We start from the raw sequence: 16,573 nt of genomic DNA, 5'->3' as shown, positions 1-16,573 counted from the left end.
CTATGCCCAGCTTAAAATGAAGATGAATCTTAGTGAATCCTAGAATAAAAAGCCTCTCACAAGTTCCAGTGAACTTGTGAGAGGCTAATGGATTTAAAAGGTTATTTAATACTGGACGTCCATACCCTGAGCATCATGTGAACAAATGCCACGGCACCACATACTTCCGGTAATAAAACAGCAGTCATCATTGTATGGGTGGCTGCTGAATTTATTAAAGGACTCCTGCATAGTCTTCCATTCTACTTAGTCTTCCTCGAAAACTGCCTTTAATCTCTTATATTCATCCACATCAATTTCTCCTGAAGCTAAACGTCTCTCAAGAATTGCTCGGCCTCCTCTTTGGTCCGGACCGTAAGAACACCCCCACCTTCTGCGTCTCCACATGATGATATTGGTGATAAAGAAACCAAGAAATAAAAGAAAGAAGAAGAAACCAAACGGTGGGAAAAATCCCCATTCATGCACATTAATCAACTCCTAATTTTTTATGAATTTGCTGTACTAGTTTGTGCCATGACAAGAGCCAGCTCGGTATAAAAATAATTTGAAGGGCACTCTCCATCGAATTAAGTTAAATGAGACCTTCAACATCATTTTTTGGTTAACCATCTTACAAATTCTATTGTAACGGGCACTTCTAAACTCCCCCTTAACCAATTATTAAAAGTTTATTAACTAGGGAACTTACTTATAGAGGCTAATAAAGAAGGCTCTTAAACATGATTAAACCCGAACAATGAAGGAAGACCACTCCCATCGTTCGGGTTTATCTGCAGGGATTCTTGAGGTTTTCAGAGGACGCTCTATTAGGTTTCCCCCTTTATTCATCCGACCTTAAATTTGTTACATTTTTACATATTATTTGAACAGATTAAAGTTATCTCTTAAAACGATATCCTGCTCCCCAAACCGTTTCAATAAAGGCTGGGGATGCGGGATCAGATTCGATTTTCTCACGTATTTTTCTCACATGGACTGTAACCGTCGAAGTATTCCCCATTGCATCAATCCCCCAGATCCGCTCAAAGAGATGCTCTTTACTAAAGACTTGATTAGGATGTATCGCTAGAAAGGTAAGTAAATCAAACTCCCGGGCTCTTAACTGGACTTCATGACCTTGAATAAATACTTGTCTCGAGGTACGATTGATCGTAAGTTCACGAATATGAACTTCATCCTCGGGGCTGTCTTTCCGAATTAACCGCTCATATCTTGCTAAATGTGCTTTCACCCTTGCTACCAGCTCACTTGGGCTAAAGGGTTTGACAATATAATCATCCGCTCCCAATCCCAACCCTCGAACTTTATCAATATCTTCATTCTTGGCTGTTACCATAAGTATAGGGATATCCGTTTTCTTTCGTATAGTCTTACATAAATCAAATCCGCTCACTTCAGGCAGCATTAAATCCAATAAGATTAACTGAAAGTCTTCTTCTTCCATAGCTTTTAGTCCTGAATGACCGTCCCCTTTTAATTTCACTTCAAATCCTTCGATCTCTAAATAATCTCTTTCTAATTCCGCGATACTTCGTTCATCTTCGATAATTAAGATCCGCTTCATAGACTCTCACCTTCTCCATCCATTTTCGGAAGTGTAAATACAATACTTAGACCATGCTCCAAGCCATTTTCAGCCCAAATTTCACCACCGTGAGCTTTTATGATCTGTAAGGCAATGGCCAAGCCTAAGCCGCTTCCGCCTGTTTTAGAACTTCTTGATGGGTCACTGCGATAAAAACGGTTGAAAATATTCGAAATCTCTTCCATAGATACACCTGAGCCATTGTCACTAATTCTTATCATGACCGTTTCTTCCTGCTCATTCACATCGATTTCTATACGTCCTTTTCCATTTTCCACATAGTTCACACTATTATTTAAGATATTATTCAACACACGGATCATCTTGTTCCGATCTATTGAAACAATCGCATGAGCAGTCTTTTGAACATTTAATGATACTTGTACATTTTCCTGAGCTAATTCAAACTTCAATTCTTCTACATAATCTTCTATGAATGGCGATATTTTGACCTTTTCAAAATTGAATGGCTCTTTTTTTAAGTCAAGCTTTGAATAAAGAAACAATTCATTTATAAGGCGGTCCATATACTCGGCTTTACTACGAATGGTACCTAAATACCGTTCCAGTTTATCCTCTGTTTTAGCAACTCCGTCTTGAATCCCCTCTACATAGCCACGGATAGAGGTGAGCGGGGTTTTTAAATCATGGGAAATACTCGCAATCAGCTCTTTACGATTATTTTCATAGTGTTCCCTGAGTTCCAGTGATTCTTTTAACTTTCCTCTCATATCGTCAAACGTATTCACCAATTTTCCTAGCTCATCTTTATTCTTCGACTCCATGTAAAAGTCCAGGTTACCTTCACTTATTTTATCAGCAGCCTCTGATAATTGCCTGACTGGTTGTAGAATGCGCCGCGCCATGAGATAAGAAAGGATGATATTCGTAAGCACCACAATTAGAAATATGCCAATAAAAATCATAGGGAAGAACCTGCGAGCAAAGTGAAAAAAACGCTCGTTTTTATTAATCAGATACACAGAGCCTTTTGTACCATCTTTGAAGAAAAAGTCATGCTGTCTTATTGAATACTGGTGATGCCCTGCCCATACCATCGGATTGTAGCCTTCGTTCCCGAAAGATGGCAGCTTTTCACCCATGGTATTTTCAAGAATTTCAGATTGGTACACCACTTGATTTTCTTTTCGGACAACGATACCTGAATGATCTTGTTGCAAATTATCAGATAAAGGGTCAAGATAAGCCTTTGTGATTAACTTCTCGGAATGGAGAGAAGCTGTTTTCTTAAGATTAGTAAAGGTTTCATTATCTTCCACAGCTGGCTGAGACTTCCACCCTTGATGAAATTGATTGGTAAAGGTGCGTAGCTCATTCCCAAAAAATAAGTTAAGTAAAATAACATAAAGAATTAACATAATAATTGGCATGAGAATCATAGCTGCATTTGATATAAAGAGACGTTTACGTATGGTCATATCCTTCATCCTCAACATTTTTGATTAACCTTAATTCATGTTCTTCGCGTACTTATGAGTATAATGGAATGAATACTCACACTTGCCTGGGCTTCTTTATCTAATATAGCCTGAGAAATTGATTAAATCCATTCTTAGTAAACCCAAAACAGACAGATAAACGCCTGTTATAACGTGCCATTAACTACAAAAGTATAAATCTAGAGAGGTGGATCAAAAAAAGACAGGCAATCTACCTGTCTTCTCTATCCACCCGTTTGGATGGAATCTTTCACTGTTATCTTTTTCCAACTCATTCGTACTGTATTCGTGGAGGCACCAAACAACATAAGCGCGAATATTACATGTAAAGCTGATAAATAAGGCACTACATCTGTAAGGTTTGCGGTGATATATTGAAGCACAATCATTATGATCATTGCGGTGGTCACTGAATAAAGATCTTTCCCTAATTTTCCTATAATGGCAAAAAGGAGCATGAGTAGAGGAAGAAAATTAAAAATCCTTACGAAGGCCACGTGCTTAGACCAGTTTACAGGGTCTACAAATACGGCCATTCCGGCTAGGAAAACCTGAGTGACGATACACACCACAAAAATAATGGCTGCCCCTAGAAAAAGATACCGTCCATATTTTGTACTCTTCGACAGGACTGGATCTTGCATTAGATTATTCTTGGAACTAGATAATTTCTCCATATTGTCCCTCCTCTTTATTCTTACAAACCCTAAACCGTTTTAATCTTTTTCTTGTACATAGAATAAACGTTCAAATACTTCGTCCATCAGTTCAGCAGGATGATCTTTCATTTGCATAGACCTCCAGGCAATGAAACCGTCAGGACGGATTAGAACCGCTCCATCTTTTTCAATCGTATAGGTTTCTAAAAATTTCCCTCCATCGTTTAAGTCCCCATTGGGTCCAAGCTTATAGCTTGCTACTTGATTAGCCCACTTGGACTGCTGTATAGCTTCTTCCCATTTTTCCCCGTTTTCTCCAGTAAGCATCACCCACTGATCGAGGAATAAGTCGATCGTTGAAACACTTTCCCCACTCCCCTTTAAGTCCAGGTGTGGCGCCCGTGCTCCAGGTACCGCTGTCGGGTTATTCGCATTTTCAAATATTTCTTGATTGAATTGTCCAGTTTCAGGAATAAGACAACCAGATTGATATCGATACCCAAATACCACATAATTATCTGGAATGATTTTCTCTGCAGGTGGAAGTTTGTTACTCGGGTCTTTAAACCAAGCTTGCAGTCGTGCTAACGCTTGCTGCATCGTCTTATAAGCAACGGGTTGTCGTTCTTGTTCATAGGTCGTTAGTAAGTCTTCACCTGCTGGACCTTTAATAACTGCTCCCAGCTTCCAAGCAAGATTATAAGCATCTTGAATGCCAGTATTAGCACCAAAGCCGCCTGTTGGAGGGATGACATGGGCGGAATCCCCAATAAAAAAAGTTCTCCCGACTACAAACTGCTCGGCAATCCATGCAGCCGCTTCCCAACTTCGAATATCGACAATGTTTCCTTTCACCTTATCCCGGCCCATTCCTTTTTTTATTAATTCCTTACATCGTTCCTCGTTATAGTCACTTAGCTTTTCCCCCTTTTGAGGAAAATACTGTACGGACATCGACCACCGTGTTGACCCTTCTCTAGGTACCAATGAACCATTAATATCCTCTAACATCGAAGCCGTAAAAGTGTGGCCATTGATCATAGGTTCGACATCAGTATTAAAAATCACATTTAACCAATTCTGTAGAAGACCAGGTCCTTGCCGATTGACCCCTAACCTTTCTCGTGTTTTACCATTTGTCCCATCAGCGGCAATGACATAAGCTGCATGAATATCCGAAGTTTGCTGGTTACTTAGGTTTTTAATCGATACTTTCACCTTATCCTTGTCTTGTCTTATATCAGTAACCTCTGTATGGAACCTAATATCCGCTCCTAGTTCTACCGCTTTTTCTTTTAAAATCGGTTCTAGTCGATCCTGTTCACAAGTCGCGTGACGGATGGGACTTAGCTGACTAGTGTCCGCCTGTTCAATTTCCATGATTCTATAATCCTTATCTTGCAAATTTTTAGCGATGATCACATTATTGGATTCTTGTCTTTGCCGCTGTTCTCTAATTTCTTTTTCAATTCCTACCTGACGATACAACTCCATAGTCCGAGCAGAAATCCCACTGAACTTATATTGAATGGAAGTCGTCCGATGCCTTTCAATGACGATACAGTCTATATTACGATTGGCTAAAAATAACGCAGCTGACAATCCACATAACCCACCACCAATGATGAGCACGGAAGTTTTCGTTTCCATCTTTTCACACTCCTTAATAAGAACTTTTTTGAAGGCAATTTAAATGTAAAACACGCATCTAATCTCTCTATTAAGAAAATCTTAACTTTTTCTTAAACGTCCATCCTAAAGCGATCTATGCTGGGATACCGGTTTAGCGATCCTGATGCCTGAGTCATATTTTCGAATAAATAAAAAGGCTATCAAAAGTTTTAAAAACTTTTGATAGCCTTTTTATTTTTAGTTGAGTTTTTAAATTTTACTGCCCGTTTGTTATCAAAACCTACGGCGGAAGTGGCTTTGGCGTTTTTCATTATGCCGCCCATGGATGCGCTTAAGTTAATAAAGGGGAATAACCTATAAACGGATGGTTAAAAGCAATACACTTAGGACTATGTTAAAGTTCAGTAATAAAAGAAAATAAACATACCTTTAGATTAGTATGTCAAAAGGTATGTCATTTGTGAAAGCCTATAAAAAATAGTGGATGACTGTAAAAGGTTCCATATGTTAAGAAAGATCACAGCATCTCCTTCAAGCTAAAAGAGTAGTTCATCAATAACCTTTGCATTAAAGTATTATCTTTTCACTGGGTATATAAGGCACTGAAATACAGTATTGCCCCTGAGATTGCCATCAATTTTAAGAAATTCCCCTTAAATTAGAGCTTAATGAATTTTAGAACGCCATCATGATAAAATGACGAAAAAATGTGTTCTGGAAATAAATTATCATATACCTTAACTAAAGTTACACCTAAAAATGAGCCTCTCTCCATCAATAATTATCTCTTTCTCTACACATATCTGAATCCAATCAAGAACACGTGTGACGTTTACACATATATCAGTCTCATACTGCTGCTCTTCCACCTCTTTACCTCTAGCTGAGTTTAACGTACCACCTAATCGCACGGTTGCGTCAGTTTGAGTTTGAAGACTTTGGTTCCAAAATAATCGAAGAATAACAGAACTGAGGCTTCCATTTCTACACTCAAGGTCTACTATACAATCACTTAAAGCGACTGAACAATGGATATTAGTGTCTGGAGGCGCACACATGAGCACTTGGTTACAAATTGTCCGTTGAACCGGATCACTTACACAAACCCCATTTGTACCCTCTATGGTAATGGTTACATCAAAAGTTATAGCTACATTTATGAGTTGCAATTCTACTTGTTCTCCATTCGGCAGCTGCACCGTAACGTTTTCTCTCTGAGTTGGATTCCCAGTCTCATGGCATATGAGATTCTCAATGGTACAGAAGCCCCTTTGATTTTCAAGCAGACACGGATCTCCTACCTCTAATTCGATACGAACATAGGTTGTTTCACCGTTCATTACTTCAATAACCACCGTTTCTGTTTCGTATCCGATCTTGGAAATACGTAAGCGGTAGGTTCCTTCTGGCACATCTTCAAAGTTGAATAGTCCTTCTTCATCTGTAGTGAAGGAAGCAATAATAGTCCCTGCCGTATTTATTAACTCAACGAGTGCTCCGGTTATCGGAAAAGTAGTTTCCTGATCCACAACCTGACCAATGACCCTCCCCAGTGGAATACGCTGAAGAGTGATGGTTAATTCCAATACTTCGCCTGAACCAATTACGATAGTCTGAGTTTCCGGAATATAGTTCTCCCCAGCTACAGATAGGAGAAGCTCGCCCGTTGGCAATCCTGTAATAATCACATCTCCATTGCTGTCCGTCACACCAGAACCGACAACAGTTCCATCAGAGAGAGTAACAGTAACACTCGCACCTGAAATCGGAACTCCTGTCATACGATCTCTTACATTCACTGATAATGTACCAGGTTCCTCTTGAAGAACTATTGTAATCATCGTCGTTTGTCCAGCGGTAATTATGGCGCTTACAGAGGCAGTTTCATACCCTGGTGCTGAGACAACCACTCGATAATTTCCTGGTTCCAAATTCAATACGGTAAATCCACCTAGATTATCTGCCAACAGCGTTTCCACCAGACGCCCTTGTTCATCAAAAATTTGAATACTTATCCCTTGTTCCATAATAGGAAGCCCTTCTGAATCTAATACTTGACCTTCGAGTGAGCCCGTTAAGGAAGTCAATGGAACATCCACTCTCTCGGTAACGTCTGCTTCCACCACAACAGCAACCGTATTCGGACCATATCCTGTAGCGCTTGCGGTGACCGTATAAAGTCCTGACGAAAGTCCAGACACCATATACCTTCCATCCGAATCAGCAGTGGTAGTAGCCACTACAATGGACGTATCCCCAATTACCCTCCTAATGACTAGGTCTGCGCCGATGATTCCTTGTTCCGTTGCCGAATTGAAAACAACTCCTGCAATCGCTCCCGGATTTGGCTGGAGCACCGCATCTACCCCAGTCTCTTCTTCTCCCTGGGAAAGAATGACTCCAATAACCACACTCCCGAATCCAGATGCGCTAAAGATGACAGTATGTGAACCCGGTGGGAGATTACCGATTACATAGGAACCATCAAATGCAGTAACCCCTGTTCCTAAGACCGTCTCATTTTGATCGACTACACGTACTGTCGCTCCTTGAATAGGAGAGCCATCATTGGATGTGACGGTCCCACTGATGGAAGCAGGATTAGGAATTAAGAAAATATCGGCAATCGTCACTTGATTTTCAATCACGGTTGCCCCAACTGCTCCCCTTGCATAACCAGTTAAAGAGGCCGTAACAGTATATTCCCCAGGTGCCACTCCGCTGAACGAATAGAAACCGTCCTGATCCGTTACAGCATTGGCAACAGGAATAAGACTTTGTGCCGGAAATAATTGAACAACTGCTCCGGAGAGCGGAAATTCACCAAACGCATCCAATACTTGCCCTTCAATCATTCCAGGCGATGGATTAAGAGCTGCATTAACAATCAAGGTTTCATTAGCCAGAATCATTGTTCCGATACTTGCTATTTGGAAAGATGGGTGGAAAAATACTAGCGTATAGCTTCCTGGACTCAGCCCTTCCACCCGGTAGCTTCCTTCACTATCAGTCTGAGTAACAACGACAAGAACACCGTTAACATCATACACCGAAACCCTTGTATCCCTTAATCCTTCTCCGGTAACTGCAGAAGTGACGATCCCTTCTACAGCTCCTGCGTCAGGCGAGAGAGCGAGCGTAACCATCGTCGTTGTATCTGCAGTAACGGATACTGTGGCGGTTCGCGAGCCGTAGGAAGGGATGAAAGCAGTTACCGCGTATACCCCTGGGTCCAGCCCCATGACCAGAAATTCCCCATTGCTGTCTGTTGCGGTAGTCTGAATAATGGGTCCTGTCGGAGAAAATTGGCGGATGATAACCGTAACACCGATGAGCGGCTCCCCAGTAAACTCATTAATTACAAGCCCTTGAATGTTACCAGGGTTCTCACTCAGTATAAAATCAGCTTGCGTTAATTGATTCGACGCAATGCGCACATCCTGAACAGCAGTTCCGAACCCAGTAGCCGAGACAACGATTCGATAGATCCCTGCTGATAAGCTGCTGAATTGGTAGACCCCATCAGGGTCGGTTACCAGTGTGGCTACTAAAGCCCTCGTTCCATCAAAAATCTGCACCACGGCTCCAGATATAGGGTCACCAATTCCCTCAGCCGTTACCGTTCCCGTTACTCCACCCGGGTTAGCCACTAACGCCAGTGTTGTTGAAACCGTTGCATTTGGAGTTAGCAAAACTGCAGTCGATGCCGCCCCATATCCAGGGGCAACAGCAGAAACTATAACGGTGGTTGGCGGAAGGCCAGGTATAGAAAAGTTTCCATTTTCATCGGTTACTGTATTTGTGATTGGGAGTCCATTTACATCAGTTACAGAAACGATTGCCCCACTAATAGGAGCAAGTGTATCTGCATCAAAGACTTCGCCGATGATTCGGGCAGGATTTGGGCTTAAAGGAACAAATAGGAATGTAGTCTCCCCTGCTTCAACGAATGCTCCGACAGTTGCCCCCGCAAAATTTGTTGCCGTAATAGAAAGCTGATAAGTTCCTGGAGATAGCCCTGAAATTAAGAATTCTCCCTGGGAGTCTGCTAAGACGGTTTGAATAAGATTTCCTGCTTGATCAAACACTTTAATTTCGATGAAGGAATTCAATATTGGCATTCCTTCTTCATCGGTTACAACCCCAGAAATACTGCCTGCCGCAGGCGACAATGCGATGTCCACCGTTGTCGTCTGCCCGCTTTCAACTAGAGCACCCACGGCGTTTATTGCATAGCCAGCCGCAGAGCTCGAGATCGAATAGGAACCAGGGGCTAGCCCTCCAATCATATAATTCCCATTTCCATCAGTCACAACTGACGCTACAATAACTGGAATACCTCCAACCGTCCTTGCAACTGTAACGGCGCCAATAATCGGCAAACCAGAGGTAAGATCGGTTACTTGCCCTTGAATATTGCCCGGGTTAGGAGTCAGTACAAAATTAACGTTGTTCAATTGTTCCCCAGGAGTTAATATGATTCCTCCAACAACAGTAGCAAACCCTGGTGCACTTACAATAACCTGATGATTCCCTGGAGGCAGATTAGACAATGCATAGTCCCCAAATTCATCTGTAACTGTTGTGCCTAAAACAGATTCGTTTTGATCAAGTACCCGCACAGAAGCGTTTGATATAGGATCCCCCGAGGTGTCACTAACATTTCCTGTAATCGTTGCAGGATTCGGTAGTAAAATAATCGTCGAGCTGCTCGTTTGATTAGGCAATACGCTGATCCCTGTTTGCCCAGTCGAGTAATTTTCAAAAGTAGCGATGAGGGTGTAGGAGCCGGGTGATAATCCAGACAGAGAAAACGTACCGGTACCGTCTGTGATAAGCGTAGCGATAGGTAGTAAGCCTATGGAAGGAAATACCCTTACAGAAGCCCCGATTAACGGATTTGCTTCGGAATCGAGCACCTGACCGATAATTGCTCCTGGATCTGCTATTAAACTCGCATTCACTACTGCCGTTTCATTTGGATTCGTCATGAAGCCAATCGATTGAGTCTGATAATCTGGTCGACCAAACGTAATCGTATACTGACCAGGTGTAAAACCTTCAATTCGATACGTCCCATCTACTTCGCTTTGGAAGGAACCAATCAGTACTCCATTCGTATTAAACAATTGAATAAGTACGTTTGGCAACGGATCTCCTGAATCTGCGTCAGTCACCGTCCCTTCAACATTGGAAACCAGCTGGGTTAAAGTGAAATTCTGTATGGCCATACTTCCAGGTTCAAGCAAAACAGAAGCCGTCTCTGTACCATAGCCTTGAGCAGTTACAATAATGGTAAATGACCCCTCTGGCAGTGAAGGAATTAAATATCCCCCATCCGCATGAGTAATAGCAGTGGCGATAACTGGTCCAGCTGCTGTAAACTGGCGAATCACTATTTCTGCTCCAACGATAGGGTCCCCGTTTTCATCAGTAACGAGTCCTTGCAGGGTAGAAGGGTTCGGGTCCAAGGCAAAACTAGCAATAGAAATTTCATTGGGCTGAATAGTGAAGCTGATGAGTTGATTGCTGTAACCATTTAAACTGGCTACGGCTGTATAACTTCCAAGAGAAAGATTGGTTGCTACATAATTGCCTAAAGCATCGGTTACAGTCGAGAATAAAAAGGCACCAGTCTGGTCAAAAATTTGAACACTTGCTCCTGCAAGCACTCCCCCAGTAACTCGATCGATCACAGTTCCACTCAACGCTCCCGGGTTCGGTGACAAGGACAAGGTTGTCGTAGAAGTTCCTCCCGCCACTAGGAATACAGCCGTCGAAGCGGAACCAAAGTTTGTGGCTGAAGCAGACACGTTATACGTCCCAGCTGGCAGTTTGTCGATTCTAAAATTTCCATCTTGATCCGTGATGGCCGTCCCTACAATCACTCCTGTAAGCGGGGTGATTACTGTCACGGTACTTCCTCTAATTCCCATACTAGATTGAGCGCTGATCACCTGCCCTGTTAAAATAGCCGGGGAAGCATTCAGAGGAATAATAGTTTGCGTCACCTGCCCCGCTTCAACTAGGACCCCTACAGAGCCGGTCTGGTAACCTGGGGCAGTTCCCGTAATGATGTACGTACCCGGGACGACATCCAGAAACATGAAACTCCCATCAGGGTTTGCAAGAATGGTAGAGATGACAACATTAAAGTCGTTCAATAAACGCAATTGCAAGTTTACACCGGTAATTGGATCCCCGTTCGAGTCCACCAACTGTCCATCAATTGACCCACTTAATTCTGATAGGGAAATATTAGCGTTCGTAGTCATGTCACTGACGACTACTGCTCCAGCAGTTTGAGTGCCAAACCCTGTCAATGAGGCCGTCACCGTATAGCTCCCCGGTGCCAACCCGGTAACCGAATAGTTACCAAATGGACTTGTCGTAACCGTAGCTACAATTTGATCCGTCGCCCCAGCTTGGCGAACGACAACAATGGCATTAGCGAGCGCACTTCCTGTATCCACGTTCGTAACCTGACCGCTGATTGATCCAGAGTTTGCAATTAAAGTAAAATTAACATCCGAAACACTTGCCCCTGGTGTCAAAATAATTCCGGATACCACATGACTATATCCAGGAGCTGAAACAACAATGGTTAAGGAGCCTGCCGGCAAATTGCTGACAGAATAGAATCCGCTAGCATCCGTACCAGCCAGACTTATAGGAACTTCAGTCGCATCCAATACATTAATAATGGCGTTAGGAACCGGGTTTCCACCTTCGTCTACTACCGATCCAGAAAACGATGCAGGATTAGCTACCAAAGTAAAGTCCACGACCGTTGTATCGTTTGCATTAACCACTGCCCCTGCAGCAATCGTCGTATAATTAGGAGCACTAGCGGTAAGAATATAGCTTCCCGGAGCTATATTCGTAAATGCATAGACTCCGTTTACATCTGCTAACACACTGGCGATAAAAACGTTATTCGCCGTATAGAGCTGGACAATGGTGTTTAGTTGCATTGGCGTAACCGTTCCACTGATGGCCCCAGGTGAAGCTAAAAGAGAAAGGTTGACAACCGTCGTAGTATTAGAAAGGACAATCGCTCCGCCGACTTTGGTTTGAAAACCTTCCGCACTTGCAATGACATTGTAGTTACCCGGTGCCAAACCAGTCACCGAATACTGTCCAAATTGATCTGTAATCACAGTGCCAAGCTGTACATTGTTCTGGTTAACAACCTGAACAATGGCACCTACAAGTGGATCTCCCGTTGCATCGGAAGTAAGAGTTCCCTCGATAGTTCCTGGATTTGGTGTCAAAGCAATAAGGATGCTCTCCTGTCCCCCAGGGGGGACGGTAACAGTCGCAACATTCGTTTGGAAGAATGGCGCGGAAGCTAAGACAGTATAGGTTCCTGGAGCCAATTGATCCACCAGGAATTCCCCGCTGTTATTCGTGAACGTCGTTTGAACGACTGCCCCATTGATATCCAGCACTCTGACTTCAATCTGAGCCCCTGTAATCGGATCCCCTGTTTGCTGGTTAATGACCGTGCCAATGATGGATACAGGGTTAAGCTCTAAAACGAAGTCTGCCATTGTCGTCATGTTGGACTGGATTAAGACGCCTTGAGAAGCTGTTTGGAAGTCAGAGGCTGTAGCCGTGACGGTATAGGAACCCGGTGCTAATTGAGGAATGGTGTAAAAGCCGCCCTCATCTGCTACTCCTGTACCGACCACTATATCTCCTACACTCGTTCTTACCGTGATCACCGCTCCAGGGATTGGATCAAGGTTCCCTTCCGTAACCGTACCTTGAAGAATGCCCGGATCCTCCAATAAAGTGAAGTTTACTATAGAAGTTTGAAATTCACTCACTAAAGTACCAAGTACCTGGGTTTGGAAGTTCTCAGCAGAAGCTCGAACCGAATAATTGCCAGGGGCAAGATTTGGAAACGTATATTCTCCTGACTCGCTGCTAATGGTAGAAGCGATAGCTACTCCGTTAAGAATTAGCTGCACAACAGCACCACTTATGGGCTGATTATTACTATTTTCTACCGTTCCCTGAATTACACCTGCACGCAGGGTGAGCTGCACATCCAGCACCGTCAGTCCATTTGCAACAATGATTACCCCAAGTGTTTGAGATGCATACCTGGGTTGACTAACGGTCACTGTATAAGACCCCGGAGGAAGATTATCAATGGTATAGTTACCAGCCATATCTGTAGTAGCTGTTGCAATGGTAACCCCGCTCTGGTTAATCATCTGGATAGAAGCCCCCTGAACAGGGTCTCCCGTTGTATCGTCTGTGACTTCACCAGATAATGTTCCTGGCTGATCGATTAAAGTAACATTCTGCATGACGGTCTGGCCTTGAGCAACCGTAAACCCAAGCAGACTTGTTTGGTACAAAGGTGCTAAGGTCCTCAATGTATAGGTTCCAGAAGCCAATTGATCGATCGTATACATGCCTAAAGCGTCAGTGGTTGTAGTCGCAATGACATTATTGGCGAGATCCAGAACTTGAACGGTGGCATTTGGTATCGAGACACTGGCTTGATTTCGAACTGTCCCAGTTACCGTTCCCGGCGACCCTGGGAGTTGGAAATTTTCCACTGTCACCGAATTGGACTGGACTTCTGTCCCCCTTGTTTGAGATTGGAAAGTTGAAGCACTCACCGTAAGAACGTACGCTCCTGGTTGAACGGGGTTAAACGAATAATCCCCTTGGGCATTCGTAACCTGTGTAGCCAAAACCGTATTAAAACTATCGATCAACCGAACTTGCGCTCCTGAGATAGGAACGTTGCCAGCTGTGGTGACAGTTCCCGTAATTGAACCAGGATCTGGAGGCAACAACACATTGACGACTTGGGTTTGACCCGATGCTACCGTAGTGGAACGGGTCGTTGTCATGTAATTAGCAAGGATATAGGTTAACGAATAAGTTCCAGGAGTTAGTGAGGTAAAGTTATAGGCTCCACTACCGTTTGTGGTAGTCGTCGCAATTAATACATTCATGGCATTACGCAACTCAACCATAACGCCTGTTAAAGGTAGTCCATTTAAGCCTGAGGTAACCTGCCCTGTAATCGCCGCAGCGGATTGGACACTTACGGTATTCGATACCGTCTGAACTGGTAGCTGTCCCCCTGTAAAATCGTCAATTCCTGTTGCCGTAATTGTATTCAGCGTTCTCGTTCCGGAAGTTGTAAACGTACCGGTAAGTCCATACGTCAATGTAGCCGTCTGACCAGGATTTAAATTTCCAATATTCCAGGATAAAGTCCTTGTAGAACTGTTAAAAGCTGTCGTCCCCAATGATGAAACAATACTATTAACATTAGTTAACTGATCAATTTGGAAAAGATCATTGATAAATACCTGCCTAGCTAAAGAACGGCCGGTATTCGTAATAGTGACTGTCTGTGACCAAGTCCCTTCATTTCCATTTAAAATACTAAGAGGTCCCGATGTGATTGATTTAGTCACTGAAAGCTCAGCTCGAACATCGACATCCTCTGGAGGTACAGGATTCGTCAAGGCATTAATAAACTGAAATCCTTCACTTACACGTAATGAATCTTTGTTGTAATTATTCGCATTGGCTGATGAGAATATAATAAATTGAAGCGGTGTGCTCTCTGTAATCCCTAACGTCTGAAAAAAGGTACTGGCAGAAAACTGAAAATCTAAAAAATAATCCGGATTCCCACCAAAGTTGGATCCATCATTTGTCAAATTGGCACGAGCCACGTCAAAATTGACGATTGGTCTTGAAAAATTGGGTGCTCCCTGACCATTCGTCCCCTCTGCAGGATCATTCCAGGAGTTGAACTGCCTTACTGTATTTTGAACAAGATTAATGGTGCTATTCAGCCCATTGACGTTCACCAGCCAGTCATACACCCCTGGCGTCCCTGAGGTGTTGACAAGTACCCCCCAGGCAAAGTTTCTAAATCCTGTGAGCTGGTTATTAATGGGATTCGTATTCAGCCGGATCCGAAAATAAATATTCTGCCCGTCGTAGGCGAAAAACCCGGCGGGAAACTGGGTATTACCTACGATGTCCGTTGAACTTGGAGCTTCATCACCTACCACATCAAAGATAGGTTGAGCGCCTAATAATAATGGTTGAAACTGATTATTAGACGGAAATGCCATTCTTTTTCTTCCTCCTTTTTTTCGTTAACATATTGATATTAGTCTATTTTCATTCTGCCTTTTTGACTGTCCGCTTACCCAGTTGTTTAAGAACAATTACAAGTGATTAATTTATTCCGAGGAAAACTCCCACTTATTTCACGAACGGAGTAAACCACTTAGGGTTAAAGATGAAAACCTCTCAAAAGTTTAATGAACTTTTGAGAGGCCAAATTAAATTTATGAAATCATTCAATAAACCCTTCTTGCTCACAATAAGACAATCTATTAATGTAAATGCTCTCCTTGTAATCGTTAATTAAATGAAAAGGGCTATGTAAATTTTAAAAAGGAACAAAAAAAGACACCATTCCCCTACAACAAAATCCACACCAGCGAGGTGCCAATCACATGTGAACCGCCCCCCCATTCCAATCCCCTTCCCAAGATAGTGGTTGATGCCGATCCACTTGAAAAGAGGTGACGCAAAGATAGCTCCGCTGATGCCTACTATGATGACAAACATTCCTGCCATAAATAGAATTCCACCCAGGCTGCTCGCGACATCCATAGAAACTGGTGTCCTGGAGTTTTTCTGAATGATCCGTGTAGATGATGCGTTCACAGAAATGGGTCCATTTCAGAAGAAAAACGGCCGATGTAATGCCCGAGACTGCACCAATGGCTACACTCGACAGAATGGATGTAAGATAACTTTTAAGTATGGATCGTTGTTTGTATAAAGGGTAGGCAAAGGCGACGACGGCCGGACTAAGGAGTTTATTGATCCAATTTGCACCTAACATATAGCTCTGTAAGATACGTGGCAGATCAGTAAAATGATACGAGTAGAATGGTAGAGATAAATACCGGTAGTAAAATGGAGGTTTTATGCGCTTATATAGTTTCGTAGATAGGACATATATGATAAGTGACGGATCAGCAGGTTCGATCCTTGAGCAATCCAATGGGGACTGATCAGTTTGAAAGAGAGCCCCGGAAACAGAAGAAACATAACGATAATGCTCCCGTGAATGAAGAGATGGAATAGTTGCTGAATCCACGTCCCCAGCATATAAAAGAAAGACAGTATGATCAGATGAATTCCATACTTCACTAGTTGCATAGCAG

Annotated in this window: 8 protein-coding genes and 1 pseudogene; all 9 read right to left on the bottom strand. The window is 42.9% G+C overall.

What is annotated here, in order from left to right:
- Positions 1 to 246 precede the first annotated feature (246 nt).
- A complete protein-coding gene (locus Q7A53_RS15840) occupies positions 247 to 468 on the bottom strand; it encodes an SHOCT domain-containing protein (protein ID WP_411790160.1) in 222 nt (73 codons plus the stop codon).
- Positions 469 to 880: 412 nt separating this feature from the next.
- Positions 881 to 1,567: a response regulator transcription factor gene (locus Q7A53_RS15835; RefSeq protein ID WP_411790159.1), complete on the bottom strand. Its 687-nt coding sequence runs from the start codon at positions 1,565 to 1,567 to the stop codon at positions 881 to 883.
- On the bottom strand, positions 1,564 to 3,027 hold the full coding sequence (locus tag Q7A53_RS15830) for a sensor histidine kinase (RefSeq protein ID WP_411790158.1): 1,464 nt from the start codon (positions 3,025 to 3,027) through the stop codon (positions 1,564 to 1,566). Before Q7A53_RS15830 ends, Q7A53_RS15835 begins: the two co-directional genes overlap by 4 nt.
- Before the next feature lie 245 nt (positions 3,028 to 3,272).
- Entirely contained in the window at positions 3,273 to 3,725 is a 453-nt protein-coding gene (locus tag Q7A53_RS15825) for a DUF6220 domain-containing protein (RefSeq protein ID WP_411790157.1), read from the bottom strand.
- Between the two features lie 39 nt (positions 3,726 to 3,764).
- Positions 3,765 to 5,357, bottom strand: a complete 1,593-nt coding sequence (locus Q7A53_RS15820) for an FAD-dependent monooxygenase (RefSeq protein ID WP_411790156.1) — start codon at positions 5,355 to 5,357, stop codon at positions 3,765 to 3,767.
- A gap of 719 nt (positions 5,358 to 6,076) precedes the next feature.
- The gene (locus tag Q7A53_RS15815) at positions 6,077 to 15,463 is read right to left on the bottom strand and encodes a BMQ_0737 family morphogenetic spore coat protein (protein WP_411790155.1); all 9,387 of its coding nucleotides are present in this window, start codon (positions 15,461 to 15,463) and stop codon (positions 6,077 to 6,079) included.
- 298 nt (positions 15,464 to 15,761) lie between these two features.
- Complete coding sequence (locus Q7A53_RS15810; RefSeq protein WP_411790154.1) at positions 15,762 to 16,013, bottom strand: LrgB family protein; 252 nt, start codon at positions 16,011 to 16,013, stop codon at positions 15,762 to 15,764.
- 97 nt (positions 16,014 to 16,110) lie between these two features.
- Positions 16,111 to 16,410, bottom strand: a pseudogene (locus Q7A53_RS15805) (LrgB family protein); the annotation flags it as partial.
- Positions 16,332 to 16,568, bottom strand: coding sequence for a CidA/LrgA family protein (locus Q7A53_RS15800; RefSeq protein ID WP_411790153.1), 237 nt, complete (start codon positions 16,566 to 16,568; stop codon positions 16,332 to 16,334). The pseudogene Q7A53_RS15805 and the gene Q7A53_RS15800, both read right to left, overlap by 79 nt.
- Positions 16,569 to 16,573: the final 5 nt, after the last annotated feature.

The organism is Halobacillus rhizosphaerae (genome assembly GCF_046719735.1).
In the GTDB taxonomy this organism is placed as follows: Bacteria; Bacillota; Bacilli; order Bacillales; family Halobacillaceae; genus Halobacillus_B; species Halobacillus_B rhizosphaerae.
This window is presented reverse-complemented; position numbering and strand designations above follow the sequence as displayed.